The organism is Paraburkholderia sp. BR10141, assembly GCF_056155635.1.
The window spans coordinates 56022-80927 of the sequence record NZ_JBMIQH010000011.1 but is presented as its reverse complement, the minus strand read 5'-3'; the positions used below and the strand labels follow the sequence as shown (position 1 = coordinate 80927).

The 24906-nt window shown below is 66.7% G+C and carries 24 protein-coding genes and 1 tRNA gene; 16 read left to right on the top strand and 9 right to left on the bottom strand.

Translation table 11 applies throughout. The features are described from left to right. Nucleotides 1-190 precede the first annotated feature (190 nt). From ACOJB8_RS17310 to ACOJB8_RS17270, 9 genes are all read left to right on the top strand, one after another. Complete coding sequence (locus tag ACOJB8_RS17310) at nucleotides 191-373, top strand: rubredoxin (protein WP_069265388.1); 183 nt, start codon at nucleotides 191-193, stop codon at nucleotides 371-373. A 184-nt stretch (nucleotides 374-557) separates the two neighbouring features. After that, a tRNA-Arg gene (locus ACOJB8_RS17305) sits at nucleotides 558-632 on the top strand. 116 nt (nucleotides 633-748) lie between these two features. Next, nucleotides 749-1021 (top strand): hypothetical protein, encoded by a 273-nt coding sequence (locus ACOJB8_RS17300; RefSeq protein ID WP_069265389.1) that lies wholly within the window; start codon nucleotides 749-751, stop codon nucleotides 1019-1021. A 118-nt stretch (nucleotides 1022-1139) separates the two neighbouring features. Continuing rightward, a complete protein-coding gene (locus ACOJB8_RS17295; RefSeq protein WP_069265504.1) occupies nucleotides 1140-1403 on the top strand; it encodes a hypothetical protein in 264 nt (87 codons plus the stop codon). A 138-nt stretch (nucleotides 1404-1541) separates the two neighbouring features. Then, nucleotides 1542-2870: a DNA (cytosine-5-)-methyltransferase gene (gene dcm / locus ACOJB8_RS17290; RefSeq protein WP_083245301.1), complete on the top strand. Its 1329-nt coding sequence runs from the start codon at nucleotides 1542-1544 to the stop codon at nucleotides 2868-2870. A gap of 40 nt (nucleotides 2871-2910) precedes the next feature. Next, a complete protein-coding gene (locus ACOJB8_RS17285) occupies nucleotides 2911-3360 on the top strand; it encodes a very short patch repair endonuclease (RefSeq protein ID WP_475013440.1) in 450 nt (149 codons plus the stop codon). A gap of 186 nt (nucleotides 3361-3546) precedes the next feature. After that, nucleotides 3547-4050: a YbhB/YbcL family Raf kinase inhibitor-like protein gene (locus ACOJB8_RS17280; protein WP_475013439.1), complete on the top strand. Its 504-nt coding sequence runs from the start codon at nucleotides 3547-3549 to the stop codon at nucleotides 4048-4050. Nucleotides 4051-4121: 71 nt separating this feature from the next. Continuing rightward, nucleotides 4122-5528 carry an MFS transporter gene (locus tag ACOJB8_RS17275; protein ID WP_342947899.1) on the top strand — a complete coding sequence of 469 codons (1407 nt, stop codon included), beginning with the start codon at nucleotides 4122-4124 and terminating at the stop codon, nucleotides 5526-5528. A 110-nt stretch (nucleotides 5529-5638) separates the two neighbouring features. Next, nucleotides 5639-6229, top strand: a complete 591-nt coding sequence (locus tag ACOJB8_RS17270) for a hypothetical protein (protein WP_069265393.1) — start codon at nucleotides 5639-5641, stop codon at nucleotides 6227-6229. Between the two features lie 170 nt (nucleotides 6230-6399). Here the strand turns inward: ACOJB8_RS17270 and otsA are convergent, their stop codons facing one another. From otsA to ACOJB8_RS17250, 4 genes are all read right to left on the bottom strand, one after another. After that, complete coding sequence (gene otsA, locus ACOJB8_RS17265) at nucleotides 6400-7872, bottom strand: alpha,alpha-trehalose-phosphate synthase (UDP-forming) (RefSeq protein WP_083245302.1); 1473 nt, start codon at nucleotides 7870-7872, stop codon at nucleotides 6400-6402. Between the two features lie 221 nt (nucleotides 7873-8093). Further along, nucleotides 8094-8315, bottom strand: coding sequence for a hypothetical protein (locus tag ACOJB8_RS17260; protein ID WP_069265394.1), 222 nt, complete (start codon nucleotides 8313-8315; stop codon nucleotides 8094-8096). 477 nt (nucleotides 8316-8792) lie between these two features. Next, the gene (locus tag ACOJB8_RS17255; protein ID WP_069265395.1) at nucleotides 8793-10178 is read right to left on the bottom strand and encodes a sigma-54-dependent transcriptional regulator; all 1386 of its coding nucleotides are present in this window, start codon (nucleotides 10176-10178) and stop codon (nucleotides 8793-8795) included. A gap of 309 nt (nucleotides 10179-10487) precedes the next feature. After that, nucleotides 10488-10805: a hypothetical protein gene (locus tag ACOJB8_RS17250; protein WP_342947898.1), complete on the bottom strand. Its 318-nt coding sequence runs from the start codon at nucleotides 10803-10805 to the stop codon at nucleotides 10488-10490. 389 nt (nucleotides 10806-11194) lie between these two features. Here ACOJB8_RS17250 and ACOJB8_RS17245 point away from each other — a divergent pair, with 389 nt between their 5' ends. The 3 genes from ACOJB8_RS17245 (at nucleotide 11195) to ACOJB8_RS17235 (ending at nucleotide 13693) form a co-directional block, all read left to right on the top strand. Further along, nucleotides 11195-12277, top strand: a complete 1083-nt coding sequence (locus ACOJB8_RS17245; protein WP_069265397.1) for a sigma-54 interaction domain-containing protein — start codon at nucleotides 11195-11197, stop codon at nucleotides 12275-12277. A gap of 340 nt (nucleotides 12278-12617) precedes the next feature. Beyond that, the gene (locus ACOJB8_RS17240) at nucleotides 12618-13130 is read left to right on the top strand and encodes a hypothetical protein (RefSeq protein ID WP_069265398.1); all 513 of its coding nucleotides are present in this window, start codon (nucleotides 12618-12620) and stop codon (nucleotides 13128-13130) included. Between the two features lie 5 nt (nucleotides 13131-13135). Beyond that, a complete protein-coding gene (locus ACOJB8_RS17235) occupies nucleotides 13136-13693 on the top strand; it encodes a hypothetical protein (RefSeq protein WP_406952912.1) in 558 nt (185 codons plus the stop codon). Between the two features lie 82 nt (nucleotides 13694-13775). Here the strand turns inward: ACOJB8_RS17235 and ACOJB8_RS17230 are convergent, their stop codons facing one another. Together ACOJB8_RS17230 and ACOJB8_RS17225 are read right to left on the bottom strand one after the other, a co-directional pair. Then, complete coding sequence (locus tag ACOJB8_RS17230; RefSeq protein WP_069265506.1) at nucleotides 13776-15125, bottom strand: ABC transporter ATP-binding protein; 1350 nt, start codon at nucleotides 15123-15125, stop codon at nucleotides 13776-13778. A 40-nt stretch (nucleotides 15126-15165) separates the two neighbouring features. Further along, nucleotides 15166-16929: an ABC transporter permease gene (locus ACOJB8_RS17225; protein WP_368610239.1), complete on the bottom strand. Its 1764-nt coding sequence runs from the start codon at nucleotides 16927-16929 to the stop codon at nucleotides 15166-15168. Nucleotides 16930-17695: 766 nt separating this feature from the next. Between ACOJB8_RS17225 and ACOJB8_RS17220 the strand changes: the two genes are divergently transcribed. Together ACOJB8_RS17220 and ACOJB8_RS17215 are read left to right on the top strand one after the other, a co-directional pair. Further along, nucleotides 17696-19375, top strand: coding sequence for a GGDEF domain-containing protein (locus tag ACOJB8_RS17220; RefSeq protein WP_069265401.1), 1680 nt, complete (start codon nucleotides 17696-17698; stop codon nucleotides 19373-19375). A gap of 177 nt (nucleotides 19376-19552) precedes the next feature. Continuing rightward, the gene (locus tag ACOJB8_RS17215; protein ID WP_028207711.1) at nucleotides 19553-19819 is read left to right on the top strand and encodes a double-stranded DNA-specific endonuclease; all 267 of its coding nucleotides are present in this window, start codon (nucleotides 19553-19555) and stop codon (nucleotides 19817-19819) included. Between the two features lie 123 nt (nucleotides 19820-19942). Here the strand turns inward: ACOJB8_RS17215 and ACOJB8_RS17210 are convergent, their stop codons facing one another. Together ACOJB8_RS17210 and ACOJB8_RS17205 are read right to left on the bottom strand one after the other, a co-directional pair. Next, nucleotides 19943-21259 carry an ATP-binding protein gene (locus ACOJB8_RS17210; protein ID WP_342947894.1) on the bottom strand — a complete coding sequence of 439 codons (1317 nt, stop codon included), beginning with the start codon at nucleotides 21257-21259 and terminating at the stop codon, nucleotides 19943-19945. Next, nucleotides 21243-21974 (bottom strand): response regulator, encoded by a 732-nt coding sequence (locus ACOJB8_RS17205; RefSeq protein ID WP_028207713.1) that lies wholly within the window; start codon nucleotides 21972-21974, stop codon nucleotides 21243-21245. Before ACOJB8_RS17205 ends, ACOJB8_RS17210 begins: the two co-directional genes overlap by 17 nt. Nucleotides 21975-22208: 234 nt before the next feature. Here ACOJB8_RS17205 and ACOJB8_RS17200 point away from each other — a divergent pair, with 234 nt between their 5' ends. Beyond that, nucleotides 22209-22778: a Spy/CpxP family protein refolding chaperone gene (locus ACOJB8_RS17200; protein WP_475013438.1), complete on the top strand. Its 570-nt coding sequence runs from the start codon at nucleotides 22209-22211 to the stop codon at nucleotides 22776-22778. A gap of 119 nt (nucleotides 22779-22897) precedes the next feature. On the opposite strand, the gene ACOJB8_RS17195 is transcribed toward ACOJB8_RS17200, so the two are convergent. Continuing rightward, a complete protein-coding gene (locus ACOJB8_RS17195) occupies nucleotides 22898-23596 on the bottom strand; it encodes a pirin family protein (protein ID WP_368616969.1) in 699 nt (232 codons plus the stop codon). Between the two features lie 435 nt (nucleotides 23597-24031). Between ACOJB8_RS17195 and ACOJB8_RS17190 the strand changes: the two genes are divergently transcribed. Continuing rightward, nucleotides 24032-24808: an ABC transporter substrate-binding protein gene (locus ACOJB8_RS17190; protein WP_475013437.1), complete on the top strand. Its 777-nt coding sequence runs from the start codon at nucleotides 24032-24034 to the stop codon at nucleotides 24806-24808. Nucleotides 24809-24906 lie beyond the last annotated feature (98 nt).

Below are 24906 nucleotides of genomic sequence, written 5' to 3'. Positions count from 1 at the left end.
GAAGGGGGCATTGTACCGGGCCGCGCAGGTCGGGCCGCGGAGGTCGGGCCTCCGCGCCTAGCTTCCCTTTAGCGCGGCAGCACGCGAGCCGTTTTCCGGTAACATCGCGGGTCGCCCGCGCCGCCCAGCCTTGCACATAAAGGGCCGCATGAAGGGTCAAGCATCGAATCGACTAGACGAAGGACACGCTGTGAGCGAAGTAATCGAGTACAAGAGCTGGGTCTGCCTCATCTGCGGCTGGATCTACAACGAGGAAGAAGGTCTGCCCGACGAAGGCATCGCCGCCGGCACGCGCTTTGCGGAAATACCCGACGACTGGCGCTGCCCGCTGTGCGACGTGGGCAAGGCGGAATTCGCCGTCGTCGAGTTCTGATTGCGACGATTCCCACGCAGCTAAAGGGCGTCATTTTCGCGCCCGAACACGTTTGCTATACTCTGGGCCCTGCGCCGCGATATCGCTCGGACCTGCAAGGCCGAACCGGTTCGCGCGCCGCTCCGCGCCATGACGGGTCACTTGGGAAACATGGCGATCGAACGGAGCCATGCTCGACCTCGCGCTCCCTGTAGTTCAATGGATAGAACAAGTGCCTCCTAAGCGCTAGATGCAGGTTCGATTCCTGCCAGGGGGACCAGCCGCTGGGCCATCCCGAGCCGCGCAGGCCGGGCCGCGAAATCCGCAACCGGTTCGCAGATTCCCGTCCCGTCTCTTTCGCGCCCTCGCGCACCCTCTTTCCCGAGCAGGTTTTCCATGGACATCAACAAGCAAGTCGCCGCCCTCACCGCTTCCGAACTGCAGACGGCCGGAGCCAGCCAGGCCACCGCCATCGCCGTGAGCGTGCTGCTGCGCCACCTCAATTCGCCCGAACTCGCCCGCCAGCTGGGCGCCGCGTTCGAGAACCACCAGGCCGTCATGCTGCAGACGCCTTGGCCCGAGCAGATGCTGAACTCGTTCGAAGCGACGCGGCGTTTCTTCGAAAGCGCGGCCCAGGTGCAAGGCGCGACGCCGCCGGCTGCCGAATAAACGGAAGCTGACCGGCTAATTACGGGTAAATACCGAGTTAAATAACCCTAAAGTAGGGAAAAATAGTGCCGTAAAGGCCTTCATGGACTCCACGCGTCCCCTCCCCGCCGGTCATATGATGTCGACCCTCATCGATCAGGATATCGCGCACATTCGCCGCGTGATGCCGCTGTCACTCGCCGGCGACTTCGGCGGGCCGATTCTCCCCGCGCTCTACTGGCGCCAGCGCCTGCACCGCCTGCTCGACACCGGTCACGTGAACAAGGGCCAGCTGTGTGAAATCGACAGCCTGCTGCTCATCCTCGACCTGCACGAGCTAAACGTCGCCTCGGCCTCCGCGGCCCTCGCGAAGCAGGCAAACGCCGGCCCCCAACACTCCTGACTTCCCGCTGTATTCAACGCTCGCGCGTGCAGGCATTCGGCTGCGCGGCGCACGTCCGCGCACGCACATCGGGAATTCCTGGTGCCGCGGGTCGACCATCGGTCATAATGTCCGCAAAAATACCCTAACGAGGACTCCGTGCTCACGGCCGAACCGAGAGACCTGCTCCAGCAGGCACGCAAGCGTTTCACGCAACAGCAGATCGCCACACACGTCGGCCGCGACGTGAAGACCGTGCGGCGTTGGGAAAAAGGCGAGACGCCCTGCCCCGCGATGCTCGAAGCCGCACTGCGCGAACTGCTGCTAGGCGGCGCTCACGCCAATGGCGGCGCGGCGCGCTTTCGCTTCATCGACCTGTTCGCCGGCATCGGCGGCATCCGCAAGGGGTTCGAGGCCCACGGCGGCGAGTGCGTCTTCACGAGCGAATGGAATCCGTTCTCGCGCAAGACCTATCTGGAAAACTACGGCGAGGATCATCCGTTCATCGGCGACATTACGGCCGTGGACGCCGCCGACGTGCCCGATCACGACGTCCTGCTCGCGGGCTTTCCGTGCCAGCCGTTCTCGATCGCGGGCGTGAGCAAGAAGAACGCGCTTGGCCGTCCGCACGGCTTTGCCTGCACCACGCAGGGCACGCTGTTCTTCGACGTCGCGCGCATCATCGCCGAGAAGCGGCCCGCCGCCTTCCTGCTCGAGAACGTGAAGAACCTCGTCTCGCACGACCGTGGCCGCACGTTCGACGTGATCCTCCAGGTGCTGCGCGACGAACTCGGCTACGACGTGCACTACCGCGTGATCGACGGAAGCCATTTCACGCCGCAGCATCGCGAACGCATCATCATCGTCGGTTTTCGCGAGCCGGCGGCGTTCTCGTGGGACGCGCTCGCGCTACCCGAGGAAGGCCCGCGGCTCGCCTCGATCCTGCACCGTACCGACGGCTGCGAGCCGCTGCTGCCGTGGGACGGCGAGCGCTTCTTCGATCACGGCGCGCGCCGCGTGCAGCCGAAGTACACGCTCACGCCGGGGCTCTGGGCCTATCTGCAGCAATACGCAGAGAAGCATCGCGCGGCCGGCAACGGCTTTGGCTTCGGCCTCGCGTTTCCCGATAGCGTCACGCGCACGCTTTCTGCGCGCTATCACAAGGACGGCTCGGAGATCCTCGTCTATCAAGGCGAAGGATCGCGCCCGCGCCGCCTCACGCCGCGCGAGTGTGCGCGGCTGATGGGCCTGCCCGACACCTTCCGCATTCCGGTGAGCGACACCCAGGCGTACCGCCAGTTCGGCAACAGCGTGGTGATGCCGGTGATGCGCGAAGTCGCGCGCACGATGATGCCGCATCTCGATGCGTTGCTGGCCGCACGGCACGAAGCACCGCGTGCGCAAGCGACGACGGTTCCCGCCGTCGCGCGCACCACGCGCGCCAAGCGCAACGCGGCCTCGGCGACGGCCACGGCGGGAGGCCGCTGACCGGCGCGCGCCGCGGCCAACCGAAGCGAGGCGACAGACGATGGTGGACGTCGTCGATACGGCGACCCGCAGCCGGATGATGTCCGGCATACGCGGACGCAACACGAAGCCCGAAAAGCTGATCCGCAGTCTGCTGCACCGGCGCGGCTTTCGCTTTCGCCTGAACGTGCGCGAGCTGCCGGGCCGGCCCGACATCGTGCTGCCGCGCCGGTGCGCCGTGGTGTTCGTGCACGGCTGCTTCTGGCACGGCCACAACTGCGCGCTCTTCAAGTGGCCGCGAACGCGCCCCGAGTTCTGGCGCGAGAAGATCGCGCGCAACCGACTGAACGACGCCAAGGCGCTCGCCGCGCTCGCAGCCCAGGGCTGGCGCGTGGCGGTGATCTGGGAATGCGCGTTGCGTGGCGCGCAGCACGATCCGCAAGCGGTCGTCGAGCGGCTGGCCGCATGGCTCGAAGACGAGTCGTCGACCTGGTTCGAGGCGCGGTCGTGACACGCCCTCGCGAGATGTCACGCGAAACGTGACCGCAAGCCGATGCGCCGCGCATCTCGCGCTGCGAAGCTGGCCCTGCCTGTAGGGCCCGCGGTGATAAACTCGATCGACCGGCTGCGCGCCCACCTGCACGCGTCACACGTGCTGGCGCAACCGTCCCACGACCCCAAGCGAAGGAGACACCCGATGGCTGATTTCCGACTTTGGTCCGATGACTTTCCCAGCAACGGTTTCATGCCGAAGGCGCAGGAGTTCGACGACCGGGCCTTCGGTGTCGACGGCGACAACGTTTCGCCCGCGCTGCAGTGGGACGAGCCGCCCGCCGACACGCGAAGCTTCGCGCTCACCGTCTACGATCCGGACGCGCCGACGGGCAGCGGTTTCTGGCACTGGGTCGTGGTGAACATTCCGCCCGACGTGCGCTCGCTCGCCCGCAACGCCGGCAAGGCCGACGGCAGCCTGCTCCCGCAGGGCGCAGTGCAGGTGCACAACGACTACGGCACGGTCGGCTTCGGCGGCGCGGCGCCCCCGCGCGGCGACAAACCCCATCGCTACATCTTCCGCGTGCATGCGCTCAAGGCAGCGCAACTGCCCGTCACGCCGGAAACGACGAACGCGGTAGCGCGTTTCATGACGCATCTGAACGAGGTGGATTCGACCACCTACGTCGGGCTCTATGAACTGAAATAAGCCGCCACGGAACACCAGAAAACAACATCCAGCCGGCGGCGCACGTCCATCGCGCGCCGCCTCTCCCGTCGATGCCCACGCTTTCCGAACGCTCCGCCCATTCCACCGCCGACATCGAAAACGGCCTGCCCTTCCCGCAACGTTACTACGCGATCCTCGTGGTCGCGCTCGGCATCACGCTCGCCGTGCTCGACGGCGCGATCGCCAACGTCGCGTTGCCGACCATCGCACGCCATCTTCACGCGAGCGCGGCAAGTTCGATCTGGATCGTCAACGCGTATCAGCTCTCGGTGACCATCGCGCTCCTGCCGCTCGCCTCGCTCGGCGACCGCATCGGTTACAAGCGCGTGTATCTGGCCGGCATGGTGCTGTTCACCGTCGCGTCGCTCGGCTGCGCGCTGGCGACCACGCTGCCCGAACTCGCCCTCGCACGCATGGTGCAGGGCTTCGGCGGCGCGGGGATCATGAGCGTGAACACCGCGCTCGTGCGCATGATCTATCCGCGCGCGCAGCTCGGCCGGGGCGTGGCCATCAACGCGATGGTCGTCGCGATCGCCTCGGCGGTCGGGCCGACGCTCGCCTCGGGCGTGCTCGCCATCGCGACGTGGCCCTGGCTCTTTGCGATCAACGTGCCGATCGGCATCGCCGCGCTCATGCTGGGCCTGCGCGCGCTGCCCGTGAACGAGCGGCACCCCGCGCCGTACGACTATTTGAGCGCCGTGCTCAACGCCATCGTGTTCGGCCTCCTGATCTTTGCCGTCGACGGCCTCGGCCACGGCGAGAGCAATCGCCTCGTCGCGCTCGAATTCGTGCTGGCGATCGTGATCGGCTGGTTCTTCGTGCGCCGCCAGCTCACGCAGGCCGCGCCGCTCCTGCCCGTCGATCTGCTTGCCAACCCCGTCTTCGCACTGTCGATCAGCACCTCGGTGTGCTCGTTCTGCGCGCAAATGCTCGCGTTCGTCGCGCTGCCCTTCATGCTGCAGGAGACCTTCGGTTTCTCGCAGGTCGACACGGGCCTCCTCATGACGCCCTGGCCGCTCGTCATCGTCGGCGCCGCGCCGCTCTCGGGCGCGCTCTCCGACCGCTATCCGGCGGGCATGCTAGGCGGCATCGGACTCGCGCTCTTCGCGCTCGGCCTGCTCTCGCTCGCGACACTCGGCGCGCATCCCACGGTGTTCGATATCTGCTGGCGCATGGCGTTGTGCGGCGCGGGCTTCGGCGTGTTCCAGTCGCCCAACAACCGGCAAATTCTTTCCTCTGCACCGCGCGAGCGCAGCGGCGGCGCGAGCGGCATGCTCGGCACCGCGCGCCTCACCGGGCAAACGCTCGGCGCGGCGCTCGTCGCGCTCATCTTCGGCGTGGCACCGCAACACGGGCCGACCATGGCGCTCTACGTGGCGACGGCCTTTGCCGCGGTCGCGGCAGTGGTGAGCCTGCTGCGCCTCATGCCGGGCACCGCGGCGCGCACGCCGCGCTAAGCGCGGCCTAACCCTGCGCGCGCGCAGGCACTAACATGGATTCAGGGCGAGCCGCATTCGCGGCTGCGCCCGGCGAGTCAACCTGCCGAGTCCGGCAAAGGGGGCTTCCCATGTCACTGATCGTCGCTGGTCGGTTCACGACCTTTCCCGCCGCCGAAGCCGCCGCCGAAAAGCTGTACGCGGGCGGCTTCCTCGAAGAAGACGTCAACCTGTTCTTCGTCAATCCGCGCGGCCAGCATGCGCACCACAGCGTCCAGGGGACGGCGATGGGCGCGCCGCCTACGCTCGCCGCAGGGCACCCGCATCACACCCGCAATATCACCGCAGGCGCCGTGGCGGGCGCCGTAGTGGGCGTGGTGATTTTCAGCGCGTTCTCGGCTGCGCTGCCTTCGGTCGTGATCGCGGCCGGCGTAGGCGCCTGGATCGGCGCGCGCATCGGCGCGAGCGTCGGGGCAAAAGCCGCTGCGCAGCAAATCTCGGCGCACCACGAGCGGGTGCATCGCGAAACGCGCAGCGACGGCGTGCTGCTCTCGGTGCACGTCTGCTACGAGAACCAGGATCTCGCTGCGCAGTTGCTGCGCGACAGCGGCGCCGCCGATATCGAGTGCGCTTCGGGCCAATGGCACGACGGACACTGGGCCGATTTCGATCCGACCCGCGCGCCAATGCCGTTCGCCGCACCGAGCGGCCAGCGGGTCTGAGCGCAGGCCGCGCCGCGGATCGACGGGTATCGCCGGGTATCGCCAGGTATCGATCTCGCGGACGTAAAAAAACGCGGCGGCCCGAAGGCCGCCGCGCGGATGCAATTGCGTCGAGAAAAACGTTAGAGGGCTAAAGGCGTCACGCCGCCTCGCCGCTCACCGCTGCGTCGCTACGCGCGCGCTGCGCGATGCGGCTGTTCGGGCGCGCTCGTTTGCACGGGAGCTTTCCCCGCCGGTGCGGCGTTGCGCGCCCTGGCCGTGACCGAAGCGGCCGTCGCCACGCTGCGCAGATCGGCAAGGAACGTATCGCGCCACACCGAAAGATTGTTCTCGCGCAGCGACGCCATCATGTCGTTGTATCGCGAGACGCGCTCGGCGTGCGGCATCGAGAGCGCGCGCTCGAGCGCCTCGGCTGTCTGGTTCAGGTCGTACGGATTCACGACCAGCGCGCCGGGTAGTTGTTCGGCCGCGCCCGCGAACTGCGAAAGCACCAGCACGCCGGGATCGTCGGGATTCTGCGACGCCACGTATTCCTTCGCCACGAGATTCATGCCGTCGCGCAGCGGCGCGACGTAGCCCACCTGCGCCTCGCGGAACAGCGCCATCAGCAGATTGCGCTCGTACTTGCGGTTCAGGTACTGGATCGGCGTCCAGTCGAGCTGCGCGAAACGGCCGTTGATCCGGCCCGCCTCGCCTTCGAGATTGCGGCGAATCGTCTGGTAGGTCTGCACGTCGGAGCGCGTCGGCGGCGCGATCTGCAGGAGCGAGACGCGGCCATGCCAGCCCGGCCCGTTCTGCAGCAGGCGCTCGAACGCCTGGAAGCGCTCGGCGAGCCCCTTCGAATAATCGAGCCGGTCCACGCTCATGATCAGCTTGCGTCCGCGCATGGCTTCGCGCAGGCTGCGCACGGCCTTGCGGTCGGCGAACTGCGACGAGGCTTTGGCAATGGCGTCCGGATAGATGCCGATCGGGTACGCCCCGACCTTGAGGAAGCGGTCCCACGCGTGGACCATGCCGTCGTCGCTTGCGGTGCCATGACCGCCGCGCTCGATGTAGTCGAGAAAGGCCTGACGGTCCGCGTCGGTCTGGAAACCGACCACGTCGTAGTGGCACATGAACTTCATGAGTTCTTCGTGCGGCGGCACCGAGCGCATGACTTCGGGCACCGGCAGCGGAATGTGCAGGAAGAAGCCGATCGGGTTCTTCACCCCGAGATCGCGCAGGCAGCGCGCGAACGGAATCAGGTGATAGTCGTGCACCCAGATGATGTCGTCGGGCTCGATGAGCGGCTGCAACTGGCGCGCGAGCGATACGTTTACGCGCAGGTAACCGCCGTACTCCTGGCGCTCATAGCGCGCGAGGTCGTTGCGGTAGTGGAACGTCGGCCAGAGCGTCGTATTCGAGAAGCCCTTGTAGTACTGGTCATAGTCACGCCGGGTAAGACCCACCGTCGCGTAGGTGACGCTGCCCTGCTGCTCGATGACCGGTGCGGACGGTTCCGCGACGGTCTCGCCGCTCCACCCGAACCACACACCGCCGGTTTCCTTGAGCGCGTCCAATACGCCGACTGCGAGCCCGCCCGCTGCGGGACGGCCCTCCTGGGTCGGCGCAACGCGATTCGATACCACGATCAGTCTGCCCATTGCGGCTCTACCTCCTGTTTCGTTGGGTCCGAAGACAATGCTTCAGGTACGCACGCAAGACGCGTGCCGGATAGACAGGGTCGGAGCAAAAATCTTTCCTCGTAAGTGACGGCGCGAGCAAATTCCGCGCGGCAATCGCGCAAGTCCGGAATGCCCGGTGATTAGCGAGACCAGGAAACCGGCCTGCAAGCAGCGCGCGGCGAACTGCGGTTCGAAGCGGATCAGGCGTCCTGTTCCGAGCCGAGATCGCGCTGGTACTCGATGCCCTCAGCCCGCGCCCCGCCTTGGTTGTGCTCGCCGTCGGGCGGCACGCCGGGCGCTGCGCGATTCTGGCCCGCGGGGTCCGGCGCGTTCGACTGCTGCGGACTGCTTTTCTCTTGCGAATCGCGCGGGCCACGCTTGCCCGTGTAACGTGCGGAGCGGCGCAAGGCAGGATGTCTCATGTCGATGCCTCCAGCGGGAAGGCGGCCACGCGGCCGTGGCGCTTTTTTATAGTCCAGGGGTTGCCGCGTGAATCCGCCGGTAAAAATGGTGGGGCCTTTGTAACTAGTACATAAAAACCATCAGGATCTGCTGATGACTTCTTAAGGCCGCGCGAGCAGATGCTCACGTGGCGGGCAATGCGCCAGACGAACGACGAAATCGAGAGGAGACCGAAGGGTCGAATCGGGGCCGCGCGTGCGGCACTTCGCCCGGTGGCTCTGGTGGATCGCCAATAGGAGGCACGTCGGGCTCACCGGGCTGGTCCGGCGGCGGTTCGTCGGGCTGCGGGGTATGCGCGAGCCAGGGCTTCACGCGGACGGCATCACTGGATTTGCAGCTCGGCATTTTTCGCTCCTCATCGTGGACGCGAAACTCACACTGCAAGCGTCGTACCGCCCGTGCGAGCGCGCCCAGGCGGACGCGCTCGCACATGCTGCTCAGGCGCCGGCTACGCGCGCGGGCGCATCGCCCTTGCCGGCGCTTTCGTTGCCGTACTCCACAAGACGGTTATAGAGCGTCTTCAGGCTGATGCCGAGGATTTCCGCCGCGCGCGTCTTCACGCCGCCGCACTGCTCGAGCGTCGCGAGGATGAGCTGGCGATCCGCATCGGCAAGCGAGGTGCCGAACGGGATCGTCACCGCCGTGCCCGCAATCGGCTTCGAGAGCGAGATCTGCAGCGGCACCGTCGCCGTGAAATCGCCGTCGTTGCCCGACATGATGTGCGCGCGCTGCACGTAGTTCTTCAGCTCGCGCACGTTGCCGGGCCACGGGTAGGCGGCCAGCATGTCGCGCACCGCCGCGGGAAACTGCTTCTTCGTGCCGTGACGCTCGTTCAGCTCGTCGAGGAACGCCTGGGCGAGCAGCTCGACGTCCTTGCCGCGCTCGCGCAGCGGCGGCAGGCTGATCGGAAACACGTTCAGGCGGTGATAAAGGTCCAGACGCAGCTTGCCCTCGGCGACGGCCTGCTCCGGGTCGCGGTTGGTCGCCGCGATCAGACGCACGTCGGTCTCGATTTCCTTGGTCGTGCCCACGCGCATGAACATGCCGGTCTCGAGCACGCGCAGCAGCTTCACCTGCAGTTCGATCGGCATTTCGGTGATTTCGTCGAGGAACAGCGTGCCGCCGTTCGCGCGCTCGAAATAGCCCTTGTGCTGCCGGTCGGCGCCCGTGAACGAGCCGCGCTCGTGGCCGAACATCTCGGACTCGATCAGGTTCGGCGAGATCGCGCCGCAGTTCACCGCGAGGAATTCGTGCTTGCGGCGCAGGCTCAACTGATGGATGGTCTGCGCGGCCACTTCCTTGCCGGTGCCCGATTCGCCCACCAGCATGACCGAGGCGGGCGTCGGCGCAACACGGCTGATCTGGTCGTAGACCTCCTGCATGGTCGGCGAATTGCCGAGCATCAGGCCGAAGCGGCCCATGCGGCGCAACTCGCCGCGCAGCGTGCCGATTTCGGCCTTGAGGTCGCCCGCGCGCGGCAGGCGGTTCAGGATCGCCTTCACGCGCTGGAGGTTGATCGGCTTGACCAGGTAATCGATTGCGCCGGATTTGAGCGCATCGACTGCCGTCTCGACCGTCGCATGCCCCGTGATGACCACGAGTTCCACGCCCGAGCGCGGGTCGAGATCCTCGAAAAGGTCGGTGCCACTGCCGTCGGGCAGCTTCAGGTCGGTGAAGACCACGTCCGGCGTCTGCCGCACGAGCTGGATGCGCGCCTCGCGCAGGTCGCCTGCCTGGGCAGTGGTGAGCCCGTCGTCGCTCACCACGGCCGCCAGCGCCTCGCGGGTTTGCGCATCGTCATCGACAATCAATACATGTGGCATCGCGTCTCGTCAGCCTTGATAGGTGAATGGCTCCAAAGCGCGCGCGCCGCGCCCTTCGCAGGCGTGCCGGACAACGTTGCCCGGCACCGCGGAAGTCGCGACGCACGTGTTTGCGCTGCAGTGGAGTACGAAACGGTCGGACGCAAACCCAAGACGACAAAAGCCTGAATATGCGCGGTTTTGCTACATCGGAGCAACAATACCGTCAGCCGCGGGCCGCCCGAACCTCGATTGTTGTTGATATCACTATTATAGACTTATTCGAGACAAGCGGGCACGGCTCTCGCGTGGCCCTGCCACGCCTGCCTTCTAGCTGTGCGGAAACGGCCAGGGCATGCCAGCCGAGCCATTCGCGCCGTTCACGCCATTCGGCATCCGGCCCTTCGCGCCATGTGCAGGCGAGTTCGAAGCGCCCCCGGCCATGGCCACTTCCGGGCCCAGCCCGTTGTTGCCGGTGGTATCGGCAAGTGAGCCGCCTTCGCCTTCCCAGCGGCTCAGATCGCGATAAAAGGTTTGCCGTTGCATGCGATGACGCTGCGAGAAACGCCAGGCCAGCATGCCAGCCATGGCGCCAAGCGCACCGACGGTTACGAGGGTTCCTACTAAACCGCTGCGGTTCTTCGACATATCGCTTTCTCCCAGATACGCCTCGTCAAAGACGGAAGACGCGAGTTGACTCGAATGACATCGCCCGGGGCGTGGCCGATCCGCTGCCCCTATCCATGCAGACGGCGCCGGGCTTCTCGAGTTCCGCAGCAGGATGCGTGCCACACTCCCTCGCGCTGTGCCTGGACAGGTCCATTGCCCTGTCAGGCGCGGCAGTGGTTAAATGTTTACGCGAAAGCGAGATACCAGGCTCGAAGACGCAAACCTCGCGGCCGTCGGAGCGGCAAGTTCCGCACCTGTCCTGGACGGCCAGCCCCGGATCGCAGGGCCTGTTCGCCGACACGCGCAGAAGCATGCCGATGCGCGCAGAAGCAAACGCCCCGCACTACCTTTGCAGGACGAACATCCCTATGGCGTCAATCGAGCCGGGCTCGCCCGCCGCCACAAAACGCAACAGCGAAAACAACGCAAATCCCGCAGCGGACGCCGAGGCGCGCGTCGCGGGATTGCAGTCGTACGGTCTGCTGTACGGCTCGTCGGCGGTCATGCTGGATCTTTATGCGCAGATCGACCGCGTGGCCGTGACCGAGGCGACGGCACTCATCGTCGGCGAATCGGGCACGGGCAAGGAACTGATCGCCCGGACCATCCACGCCCACAGCGAACGCCGCGACGGCCCGTTCATCGCGGTCAACTGCGGCGCGATTCCCGACGAACTGATCGAGGCCGAGTTGTTCGGTCACGAAAAAGGCAGCTTCACGGGCGCCGTGCAGGCGCGCGACGGCCACTTCGAGCACGCGCGCGGCGGCACGCTGTTCCTCGACGAAATCACCGAGATGTCGCTGCTGCATCAGGTGAAGCTGCTGCGCGCGCTCGAAACTGGCGAGTACTTTCCGGTGGGCGGCAACGAAGCGATTCGCGGCGACGTGCGCATCATCGCCGCCACCAACCGCGACCCCGTAACGGCCGTGAAGGAAAACTGCCTGCGCGAGGACCTGATGTACCGGCTCGCGGTGTTTCCGCTGCGCGCGCCGCCGCTGCGTGAACGTGAGCGCGACCGCGAGCTGCTCGCGCAGCATTTCCTCACCGAACTGAACGACCAGGAAGGCACGCAAAAGGCGTTCAGCAAGCGCGCGCTCGAAACCGTGCGCAACTGGTCGTGGCCCGGCAACGTGCGCGAACTGAAAAACGCCGTGTACCGCGCGTACATCCTCGCGGAAAAGGTCGTGGAGATCGCACATCCGCAGTTGGTGCCGCGCGTGAAGAAGCCCGTCACCCAGGGCGACGCCATGAGCGTCTGGATCGGCACGCCGCTCGCCGATGCGCAGAAGCAGATCATTCTCGGCACGCTCAAATACTGCGGTGGCGACAAGCGTCTCGCGGCGCGCACGCTCGGCGTGAGCCTCAAGACGCTCTACAACCGGCTCGGCAGCTACGGCGCCGACGATGGCGAAAGCGAAGCGCCCACCGAGCCGGACGCGGACGAAGCCTGATTGCCCTCCCCCGTCCATCGCGGCACGCTCGTTGCGCGACGAGGCGGGAGCAGTACGGCAGGCCGATCAAAGGTCGGTCTGCCGTGCACGCCCTTTTGCAATTTCTTGCACTTTACCTATCCCCGTAAGCAATGCCGTGCTGCACAATCCGCAGCACGTCAAGTAAGCAAAACATGCCGGATATCCGCGCAATGCGGCGCTATCCGGCTAGCGGCAGGGAATCATCATGCAAGAACGAAGTGCTCGGGCGCGCGTTGCGCCATCGGTGTCAGCGGCGGTCATGGAAGCGATTGCCGGCGGCAGCCCGCGCCCTTCCGCGCATCCTCCCCGGCGACGCGTCATGTCGCTCACGCTGCTCGCCACGGTGGCGAGCCTCGCGTGCTCGGCGTGCAGTTCGCTCTACTCCGAAGGCGCGCAAACGGGCGCCGGTATCGCCGGCGCAGCAGTTGCCTCGAAAGTGACGAGCAACGCCGCCGTGGCGACCGGCATCGGCCTTGGCGCCGTGGCCGCGGCGAAGGCCGGCGTGCAGTACTCCGAGCGCGTCGTCCACACCAACACCCAGAACAGCATCGCCCACGCGGCGGGCCCGCTCGCAGTCGGCGCGGTCGCGCCATGGTCGATCACGCACTCGTTCCCGATCGAGGACGACGAACACGGCCGCGTCACGGTGAGCCGCACGATCAGCAGCGGTGCGCTCGACTGCAAGGAGATCGTGTTCTCCGTCGACCACGAGGCCACGAAGGACAAACCCGCCTCGAGCGCGTTCTTCGTCGCATCGGTGTGCCGCGACGGCGACAACTGGAAGTGGGCCTCGGCCGAACCCGCTACCGCCCGGTGGGGTGCGCTGCAATGAACGGCATGAACGCGCGCGCGAAGCGCGTACGGCACGTTGCAACGGAGTCGTCGACGGCTCGCCCCGTGATGCTCATCGCGCTGGCCGCGCTCTGCGCGGGCATCGCGCTCGCGGCGAGCGGCTGCTCGTCGATCGGCGCGGCAAGCGGCGCTGCGGCTGCGGCGGCAACGGGCATCGTCACGGCGAATCCTGCCGTGGGCATCGGCGTAGGCATTGCCGTGCAGGCGGCCACCGACGAAGCCGTCGGCCGCTTCATGAAAAACATGCACGCGGACCAGCAGGCACTGATCGCCGAAACAGCCGGCCGCCTGCCCGTGGGCGGCATGGACCTCTGGCGCATCAAGCACGATTTGCCCGTGGAGAACGGCCACGGCCAGGTGCGCGTGACGCGCGCGTTCGCCAACGCCCTCACGCTGTGCAAGGACTTCGTATTCTCGGTGCAGGACGGCGAGAAAGCCGACGCGCCCGAGCAGTGGTTCACCGCGAGCGCCTGTCAGGACCAGTCGGGCTGGAAGTGGGCCACGGCCGAGCCCGCGGTGGAGCGCTGGGGCACGCTGCAATAGCCTGCCTCATCCGCAAACGAAAACGGTCGCCGGGTGAACGCACCCCGCGACCGTTTTTAATGCCTGGCGAAAAGCGCGTCGCTCAGGACTCCACGTCTTCGAGGCTGAAGATTTCCGACTGGTCGTTATACGAGAAGATCTCGCCATAACGCCCCCAGTCGATCACGGTGTCGAGCGTTTCTTCCGCCGCGCCATCGGAGAGAAAGTCCTCCAGCTCCTGCTCGAAACGCACGCGCGGCGCGCGATGGCCCGGGCGCTCGTTGAGCACTTTCTTGATGCGCGCCGCGAGCGGCACGTGGCGCAGCAAATGTTCGGCGAACATCATCTTGCGCTCCTGCGTGCCGAACTCCGCGAACACGCGCGCGGGCGGCGTGAGCAGCACGTCGCCTTCGCGCACGTCGGCGAAACCGAGGTTCTGCAGCACTTCCGCGATCGGGAACAGGTCGTCCACTTCCAGATGCAGCGAGCGCGCAATTTCCGGCATGTCGGCGCGGCCGTGATACGGCGCCATCGCGAGCGTTTCGATCAGACCGGCCATCAGGTTGGTCGACACGCGCGGCAGCCAGCTGCCGAGTTCGAGGCCCTTCCTGGTCGTCTCGTCGGTCTGACGCGCGGTCATCTTCGCGTAGATGTCGTCCACGAGCTTGCGGAACGCCGGGTCGAGACGGTTGCGCGGATGTTTGAACGGTACCTTGATCTCGGCCACCACGCGGCCCGGATTCGACGACAACACCAGGATGCGGTCGCACATGAACACCGCTTCTTCGATGTTGTGCGTGACGATCAGCACCGACTTGATCGGCAAGCGGCCTTGCGTCCACAGGTCGAGCAGGTCGGTACGCAGCGTTTCGGCCGTGAGCACGTCGAGCGCGGAGAACGGCTCGTCCATGAGCATCAGCATCGGGTCGACCACGAGCGCGCGCGCGAAACCCACGCGCTGGCGCATGCCGCCCGAAAGCTCGCGCGGATACGCGTTTTCGAAGCCGTCCAGACCGATCAGGTCGATGGCCGCCAGCGCCCGTTCGCGGCGCTCGCCTGCGCCTACGCCCTGCGCTTCGAGGCCCGCTTCCACGTTCTGCAGCACCGTGAGCCACGGGAACAGCGCGAAGGTCTGGAACACCATCGCCACGCCTTCGGCCGGCCCTTCGAGCGGCTTGCCGCGCCAGGTGACGTCGCCGGAGGTCGGCGAGATCAGGCCCGCGATGATGCGCAGCAGCGTGGACTTGCCCGAGCCCGAGCGGCCCAGCAGCCCGACGATCTCGCCCTCGCGCAGCTGGAGGTTGGCGTCGTCGAGCACGAGCAGCTCGCCCTGGTTCTTTTTGAAGCCCCGGCACACGTCCTTCACGTTCAGAATTTCTTCGCCGAGGCGCGGCGGGTTCGGGGCCGTCTGCACATCGCCGTGCGCGGCGCTCAGCGTCTTGGGGTTTTGCATCGCGTTACCTTCGATCATTCGTTGTTCGATCAGTCGTCGATCAGTCGAGCCGCAGACGGGACTCGGCGTACGTGTACAGCGGGCGCCACAAGAGGCGGTTGAACAGCGTGACGAAGAGCGACATCACGGCAATGCCGAGGATGATCTTCGGGTAATCGCCGGCCGCCGTCATCTGCGCGATGTAGGCGCCGAGGCCGTGCGCGACGACCTTCGTGTCGCCCCACTGCACGAACTCCGCGACGATACTCGCGTTCCACGCGCCGCCCGAAGCCGTGATGGCGCCCGTCACGTAGTACGGGAAAATGCCCGGCAGCATGGCCTGACGCCACCACTGCCAGCCACGAATGCGGAAGTTCTTCGCCGCTTCCTTGTAGTCGTTCGGATAGGCGCTGGCCCCCGCGATCACGTTGAACAGGATATACCACTGGGTGCCGAGGACGATCAGCGGCGACAGCCAGATGTCCGGGTTCAGGTGAAAGCGCACGATCACGATCACGAACACCGGGAACAGCAGGTTCGCCGGGAACGCCGCGAGGAACTGCGCGAGCGGCTGCACCTTCTCGGCGAGCGCCGGGCGCAGACCGATCAGCACGCCGAGCGGCACCCAGATCACCGAAGCGATGGCAATCAGCAAGATCACGCGAAAGAGCGTGATGAAGCCGAGGCCGAGCACGTGCCACACTTCGTCGAGCGTCACACCCGTGCGTACGAAGGTCACCACGCGCCACACGACGAACACGGTCAATGCGATCACGAGCACGGCCCACACGGCGTCGCCAATGCGTGCGCGCAAGCCGGGGCGGCCGCGCGCGACGGGCGCCGCGAACGTCACGTTCGGAAACGACGGCAGCTTGATCGGCATGCGCGCAGCCTTGGCGAAGAGCCAGCCGAGCGGCACGAGCAGTTGATGAATGAGATGGGTGCGGCGAATCAGGTCGAGCAGCCACGATTCGGGCGCGTCGCCCGAGCTCGTGTTCTCCATGCGGAACTTGTCGGCCCACGCGACGAGCGGGCGGAACAGGAACTGGTCGTACGCGAGAATCACGACGACCATCGCGAGGATCACCCAGCCCACGGCGTGCAGGTTCTTTTCCGCGATCGCCTGGGCCAGATACGCGCCGACACCCGGCAGCGTGATCGTGTTGTTGCCCACCGTGATCGCTTCGGAGGCCACCACGAAGAACCAGCCGCCCGACATCGACATCATCATGTTCCAGATGAGGCCCGGCATCGAGAACGGCACTTCGAGCTTCCAGAAGCGCTGCCATGCGGTCAGATGAAACCCGCGCGAGACTTCATCCAGATCGCGCGGCACCGTGCGCAGCGACTGGTAGAAGCTGAACGTCATGTTCCAGGCCTGGCTCGTGAAGATCGCGAAGATCGCCGCGAGCTCGGCCCCCAGCACGCGCGAGGGAAAGAGCGCGAGAAAAAACGTGACCGTGAACGAGATGTAGCCGAGCACCGGCACCGACTGCAGGATATCGAGAATCGGCACGAGCACCTGACCCGCGCGGCGGCTCTTCGCCGCGAGCGTGCCGTAGACGAGCGTGAAGATCAGCGAGGCCACCATCGCCGCGAGCATGCGCAGCGTGGTGCGCATGGCGTACTCGGGCAGGTTCGCGGGATCGAGCGAGATGGGCTGCGCCTTCAACGTGGCAATGGGCGCCATCGTTTCGTGAAAGCCCACGGCCGCCATTGCGATCAGGCCGATCATCAGCGGGAACGCCACGAAGTCCCAGCGGTTCGGCAGCACGCGCCACGCCGAGGCGTTGGCCGTGCGGTTCAGGTTGAAGCTGAACTCCATTCAGACGCCCTCCGCGACGGGTTTCAGAAAGGCGGACGACTTGACGTCCGTGCCGCCGGAAAGGCACTGCACGAGCTGCGGGGATGGCGGATCGACAAAGGCAAGGCGCATGGACTCAGAATTTCGTTGGCGTTGATGACACGGCGACGATGCCGCGGTGGTACGCACCGCCCGCGCCGCAGTTGCGGCTGGCAACTGGCGGGGGGGCTTGCCTCGACTGAAACGGCACGACACTACTACAACCTTGATGACACTCACAACCGCGCCCGGCACGCCTCGAAAGCCAGACCACACGGGCTTTCGCGGCGCTTTCGCCGGCCTTCTGGAGAGCTTCCAGAAGGCGCCGCGCGCGGGATGTGCACGTCATCGTGATGACGCATCGATGACGCCTTGATGACACAACGACGCCGGGGCCGCCTCCGCGCTTGCCTCATTCGCGCCGCCAACGCCAGTGGGCGTCGCTTGCGCGCCACACGCTGGCACGCGCGTGAACCGTTCACGCGAAGCCGCGCCGACCGCGTTTAACGCTCCGTCGACCCCGCTCATCGCCGCGTGTCGCCGTGCTGACGGCATGCGCCTTGCATGTTAGCGGTCCACGCTCTCGCCGCCGCCCGCTCGCGCCGCCTCGCAACGCCGCACTGACGCTTAGATAGCGGGCTCGCCAGCCCCGTTTCGAGGGGTAAAATCGACACGCTCCGTCAGTAGCGCTCCTACGCCCCGGGCGCCGACACCCACGCCTCAATACCACTCACGAACCAGAAGGCCGATGAACAGGAGACTCTTGCGTCAGGCAGCCGGGCCCCTCGGGGTCGTGGTGGTCGCGCTCGTCTGCTGGGCGGCGGCCGGCTGGCTCGCGGACCGCATGGTCCGCCAGGAGTTCGAGGCCGCGCTCGCCGCACAGCGCCAGATGATGCGCTCGGTCGTGGACAACATGGCCGAAGTGATCGCCAGCGACCTCGCCATGTCGCGCGCCATTCCGGCGACGATGGCCGAAACCCGCGTCGTCCAGCAGGCGCTCACTGGGGCCGCGCATTATGCCGCGTCGAGCGATTCGACGGAACTGGCGCGGCGCAAGGAGTTGCAGGGCGTGCCGGCGCTCGCCGGGGTCGACCGCTTCCTCCACGACGCCCAGGGCTTCTCCGGGCTCGATGCAATCTGGCTCGTCAACGCGAACGGCATCTGCATCGCGTCGAGCAATGCACTCGAAAAAATCTCCTACGTCGGCGTGGACATGCGTCCGCGCGCGTATCTGAACGACACGCTGCTCGGGGCGTTTTCCGAGGCCTACGGCGTGGGCACGGCAAGCGGCGAGCCAGGCATTTTCGTCGCCGCGCCCGCCTATGACGACGGCCTGCTGGTCGGCGCCGTAGTCGCGAAGGTCAGCATCGCGCGGCTGCGCCACTGGGTCACCCGCCCCGGCACCTTCGTCGCGGACAACAATGGCGTCATCATCATGGCCCATGACAGCGCGCTCGAAGGACGCGCACTGCCGGGCTCACACGTCGCCGAAATGAACGCGCTGGACCGCGTGAACACCTATCTGCGCGAGCACTTCGCGCCGCTCGAGCTGCGCTCGGCATCGAAACCCGTGTTGAGCGAAGCGCCGTGGATCCCGCGCGCCGACGCCGCGCAAATGGTCGCCTTGCCGGGCCAGCGCACGCCTGCCCTCTACGAGCAGCGCGGCGGCTTGAACTCCGGGCTCTCGGCGCACCTCGTCGATCCGGTCAATGCGTGGTCCGAGCTGATCGCGAACCATCGGCGCGACCGGCTCCTCATTTTCCTCACGCTCGCGGGCACCGCGGCGCTCGCTGCGGTGATCTCGGTGTCGTGGGTGCGCGAGCGGCGTCTGCACCACGCGAGCCGTGATCTCGCCGGGCAGTTGCAGGCCGCGAACGCCCTGCTCGCCGCCGAGGCGCGCCACGACGCCCTGACCGGCGCGCTCTCGCGGCGCTACTTCCTCGACCTGCTGCGCCGCGAGATCGACACGGCCTACGAGGCAGGCGAACCGCTGTGCATGGCGATTGCCGACCTCGACTATTTCAAGCAGATCAACGACCGCTTCGGCCACCCGGCGGGCGACCGCGCGCTCCAGCATTTCGTGGAGACCTGCCGCGCCGAACTGCGCGCCGACGACGCCGTCGGACGCCTGGGCGGCGAGGAGTTCGGCATCCTGCTGCCCGCGACCTCGCTTGCCACGGGGCTCATGGTGCTCGATCGCCTGCGCGAGCAGGTGAGCAAACGCATTTGCGTGGAATTGCCCGAGGAAGCGAGCGTGAGCGTGAGCATCGGCGTGACCGAACTTGCGGCCGCGCAGGATCAGCCCGAGCGTCTGATGAGCCGCGCCGACCTCGCGCTCTATATGGCGAAGGCGGCCGGGCGCGACCGTTGCGAGGCCATGACGGCCGAGGGCGTCGTGCCGCCGCGCGCCGCGGCGCCGACCTGGTGAGTGCGCAACGAGCTTGCCCAACCCATCACACGAGGGATGCCCGTACCAGGCTGCTGGGCTCGCCCGGCTCAACCGGCGAGGCGCGGTATCATGGGATGAACGGTGCGCGCCAGTCCATACGGTGCGCATGAGTCAAACCGCGTCACTTCGGTGTTCCGCACAAATCTGGAGGCATGCATGAAGGGAAATCTGGTCATTGTCTGCCGCGATCAGGATGCGCTCGCGTTCGACCAGTTGATGGTCGAGTACGGCGCGTTCCAGACGCGCCTGTCATCGACCGCGTGGTACCTGAAACTCGACGCCACGCCCGAGCTGATTCAGGAAGAGATTCTTGCCCGCCTCGGCAAGTACACCACGCACTACATCTTCGAGGCCGACACCGTGACCTACAACACGGTGGACAACGAGGCCGCCGCCGCGCTCGATACGCTCTTTACGGCCTGAGCGGCTGCGCCAAACCTGACCTGGCTGAACCTGGCGTCGCTGTACCGGCGCCTTCGGGCGAGCCCCTCCGGCCATGCCCCGCCCGTTCGCTGAGGGCCTGCGCCAAACCCATTCCAGCGCGATTTACCAGATCTGCGCCGCCTCGGTGACGGTGCGCTCCACCACGTCGAACGCAAACGTCATGCGCACCGCGAGGCCGCCGCTCTCGCCGTTGCCGATCGAAAGCTCGCCGCCCGCGCGGCGCACGAGCCGCTCGACGATCGCGAGGCCGAGGCCGCTGTGGCCGTTGCCGCCGCGCGCCGGGTCGAGGCGCACGAACGGCCGGCTCGCCTGCGTCAGCTCCTGGTCGGGGATGCCCTTGCCGTGGTCGCGCACGGTGAGCGAAAAACCCGTCGCGCCGCGCTCGCTCTCGATCACGACAGGCGGTGCGCCGTACGCATGCGCGTTGTCGAGCAGGTTCGATACCACGCGTTCGAGCGTGGCCGCAGGCAGGCGAAACTCCGGACCCGCACGCAGACGCGTTTCGATCGCAATCGTCTCGCCGCTCGCCGTGCGGTGGTTGCGCGCGATACGCTCGCACTGGTCGTCGACCTCGACGGGCTCGCTGCGATCGGCGCCGTCGTGCGCGAACACGAGGAACTGGTCGACGATATGCGCCATCGACTCGACATCGCGCACCACGCCGTCGCGCACCTTTTGCTCGTCCATCATTTCGGCGCGCAGGCGCAGCCGGGCAAGCGGCGTCTTGAGATCGTGCGCCACGCCCGCCAGCATGACGGCGCGGTCTTTCTCCGTACGCTCGACTTCCTTGACCATCTGGTTAAAGCCTAGCGTGAGCTGACGCAGCTCGCGCGGCCCGCGTTCGGGCACGGGCGGCACGGGCTCGCCGCGGCCAAAGCGCCCCACGGCCTGCGCGAGCGCGCTCAGCGGCTGTTGCAGCATCCACGCGGCCACGAGCGCGGCGACCACAGCGGTGGCGAAAATGGTGATGACCCAAGGCAGAAACTTGTCGAGCGGCCGCATGATCCGCAGCGGCTGGCCCGGCAGCACGATCCAGCGGGCGTCCTGCGGCCCGCGCACCCAGAGCGTGGGCGGCCCGCCGGGCGGCCCGACGCGCACGTCGGTGCCAGGCGGCATGCGTTCGCGCACGTCGTCGATGAAACGGCGCAGCGGCTCGGGCATGCGGTCGGTGACCGGCGGCACGGCGGGACTCGCCGGATCGACGAGTTGCACGCGCGAAGGCAGCGGCTGGTCGGGCTCGCGCTCGACGTGCTGGCGCACCGCGTCGACGAGGAAGGTCGCTTCCTCGACGGCGTAGCGCGTTTGCATCTGATTGTGTTCGACGCGCATGAGCGTGAACCACGCGACATGCGACACCAGTAGAACGCCGATGAAGATGACCGCGAGGCGCCCGAACAGCGAATCAACCGGCTGGCGCATGGTTGCCCTGCTCTCCGTCGGGAACGAACACGTAGCCGCGCCCGCGGACGGTCTGAATGAAGCGCGGCGTGGACGGGTCGCTTTCGAGAATGCGTCGCAGACGCCATACCTGCACGTCGATGCCGCGGTCGGTGCCGTCGTACTCGGGACCGTGCAGCAATTCCAGCAGGCGCTCGCGCGTGAGCGTACGCATGGGGTGATTCACGAAAATCTTCAGCAGCGCGAACTCGCTGCCCGACAGCATGATGGGCTTGCCCTCCTGCTGCAGCGTGCGCGACTGGAAGTCGAGCGTGAAGCGGCCGAACGCGTACGGCTCGCGCTGCTCGGGCGCGGCGGCCGAAGGCACCGTGCGGCGCCGGCGCAGCACCGCCTGCACGCGCGCGAGCAGTTCGCGCGGGTTGAACGGCTTGCCGAGGTAGTCGTCCGCGCCCAGTTCGAGGCCGACGATGCGGTCCACGTCGTCCGCGCGCGCCGTCAGCATGATCACGGGGATGTCGTCGCCGGCTGCGCGCAGCTTGCGCAGTGCGGTCAGGCCGTCCACGCCCGGCATCATCAGGTCGAGCACGATCAGGTCCGGACGCTCGCGCTCGAGCCGCCGCTCCAGCGAGCCGGCGTCGTGCAGCACCGAGACTTCCATGCCCTGGCGCGCGAGATAGTCGCGCAGGAGGTCGCGTAGTTCGAGGTCGTCGTCGACGACAAGGATTTGAGTAGCCATGGGATGAAGTGTAACGCGCGCGCACGGGCCGTTTGCTTACAGCTCTTCCAGCTGGGTTACGAGGTGTTACCGCGAAAGGCGCGTGTAATGTCGCGTAATCTCGGCGCCCCGCCGCGTAACACGCGCTGGCTGCCCGGTCGATACGCTAGGGACACCGGTTGCGAGCGCCACCACTTTCCGAAAGCGCCGCGCCAGACCGGATAAAACCCTCATGGATTTGTCAGGAGCATCACCATGTACAAGACGACTTCGCGCCTTCTCGCTATCGCCGCTGCCTCGCTCGCGCTCACCCTGGGCGCCACCGCCGCCAACGCCCAGACCCCGCCGCCCCCGGGCGGTCCGGGCATGATGCACGGCGCTCCAGGCATGCATGGCGGCCCCGGCATGCACGGCGACTTCATGCTCGGCTTCAAGAAGCTGCACGACAAGCTGAACCTGAACGCCGCGCAGGAAAAGCAATGGCAGGCCGCGCTCGACACGATGAAGCAGAACGGTCAAGCCATGCGCAAGAATCATGAGCAGATGAAGCAGCAGTTCGATTCGATGAAGAACCAGCCGATCCTCGACCTGAACGCCATGCACACGGCGCACGAGCAGGTCGAGCAGCAGAACCAGCAGTTGCGCGAGCAAACCACGCAAGCGTGGCTCGCCTTCTACAACGGCCTGAACGACCAGCAGAAGACGACCGTGAGCACGGCGATCAAGGAACGCTTCGCGAAGATGGAGCAGCGCCACGAGCAGATGCGCGAGCGCTGGGAGCAGCACCATAAGGGCGGCGCTTCGGCACCGGCTGCCCAGCAGTAATCGGCACACGCGCGCGCGCATTGCGCGACAAAGCGGCGCGACAAAGCGCCGCGGGATTCGCACCCCGCGGCGCTTTTTTTCATGGCGCGGGCGGCCGCTTGCCGCCGCCCGTCAACGGCTCAGGCGAGATCGAACAGCAGCACTTCGGCCGCGGCACCGTTTGCAAGCGCGACGGCCGCCTCGGTCTCGATCATCGCGGCATCACCGGCTTCGAGGCGTTGGCCATTCACGTCGAGCGCACCGCGCGCCACATGCAGATAGACGCGCCGCCCGGCAGGCACCGAATACTCGACGCGCTCGTCGCCGTCGACCAGAGCCGCGTAGATCGCGGCATCCGACTGCACGGTCACCGAGCCGTCGCGCCCGTCGGGCGAGGCGACGAGGCGCAGCCGCCCGCGCTTGTCGGCGTCGTCGAAGCGCTTCTCCTCGTAGCCGGGCGCCCCGCCCCGCTCACGCGGCAGCAGCCAGATCTGCAGCAGGTGCGCTTGCTCTTCCTTCGAGCCGTTGAACTCGCTGTGCATCACGCCGGTGCCGGCGCTCATGCGCTGCACGTCGCCGGGGCGGATGGTCGAGCCGTTGCCCATGCTGTCGCGGTGGGCGAGCGCGCCGGAAAGCACATAGGTCACGATCTCCATGTCGCGGTGGCCGTGCGCGCCGAAGCCCTGGCCGCCCGCGATGCGGTCGTCGTTGAGCACCCGCAGCGCACCGTAGTGCATGTGCGCTTCGTCGAAATAGTCGGCAAACGAAAAGCTGTGGTACGAGTCGAGCCAGCCGTGGTTGGCATGGCCGCGTTCGTCGGCGCGTCGGATAGTCAGCATGGCAATCTCCGGTCAATCATGTCGATGTCCGAAGGTAAGGGCGGCGGCCCACTTGCACAATCCGCAGCGGCGCACCGCATCGTTTCACCAGCAACATCAATGCGCTGCGCTGCCGACGTCGCCCTGCGTCAGACCCGCACGCCCCCCGGCTTCGGGTAAAATACCGCGCTTTTCGGCCGGCGTGAGCCCTGATGGCCCCGGGGTGGACACCCCGTGGCGATTATCCGCCCCGCCAGCGCGCGCTGCCGCAGGGGCCGGAGTGCGTCGCGCTTTCCGACCCGCATTTTTGATCACCTAGAATGGCGGCCAACGGCCACGAGCCGGTCCGCCTTGCGTCGGCCGCGCGCCCCTACCGCGCCGCGCCGCCCGTATCAGTCGTGCATGGGACGGAGTCAGTGCTAAAAAAAGCACTCGCTCCGGCTCGACAGGAGAATGATGAAGAAGTTTGCAGTGTGCGTGGCGCTCGCCCTGATCGCAGGCAGCGCCGCCGCCAAAGAGTGGAAAACCGTGCGCATCGGCGTGGACGCCAGCTATGCGCCGTTCGAATCCAAAGCGCCGAACGGACAGATCGTCGGCTTCGATGTCGACCTCACGAAAGCCCTGTGCGCGCGCATGAGCGTGAAGTGCGTCTGGGTCGAGAACGACCTCGACGGCATCATCCCGGCGCTCAAGGCCCGCAAGTTCGATGCGATCGTGTCGTCGCTGACCATCACGCCGCAGCGCGCCCAGCAGATCGATTACTCCGCGAAGATGTTCGATGCGCCCGCACGCATGCTCGCGCGGGCGGGCTCGCCGCTTCTGCCCACGCCGGCTTCGCTCAAGGGCAAGAACGTGGGCGTCGAGCAGGGCTCGACCCAGGAAGCGTACGCAAAGGCGCACTGGGCGCCGCGGGGCGTGAACGTGATCTCGTACCAGAATCAGGATCAGGTCTACCAGGATCTGATCGCCGGGCGCCTCGACGCCACGCTGCAAGACGAGGTCCAGGCGGATTTCGGCTTCCTGAAAACGCCGCGCGGCAAGGGCTTCGCGTGGGCGGGCCCGGAAGTGGAAGACCCGGCGACGATCGGTGACGGCACCGCGATCGGCCTGCGCAAGGACGACGCCGACCTGAAGGCGAAGTTCAACACGGCGCTGGCCGCGATTCACGCCGATGGCACGTTCGACAAGATCGCGAAGCAGTACTTCGACTTCGATATCTACAAAGGCAAGTGAACGGGAAAGCACACGCAGGTAAATAAACAACGAGACACCACCGCTCGCGCCTCGCGCCACGACACATCAAAAGCCCCGGGGGCTCCCCGATAGACCGC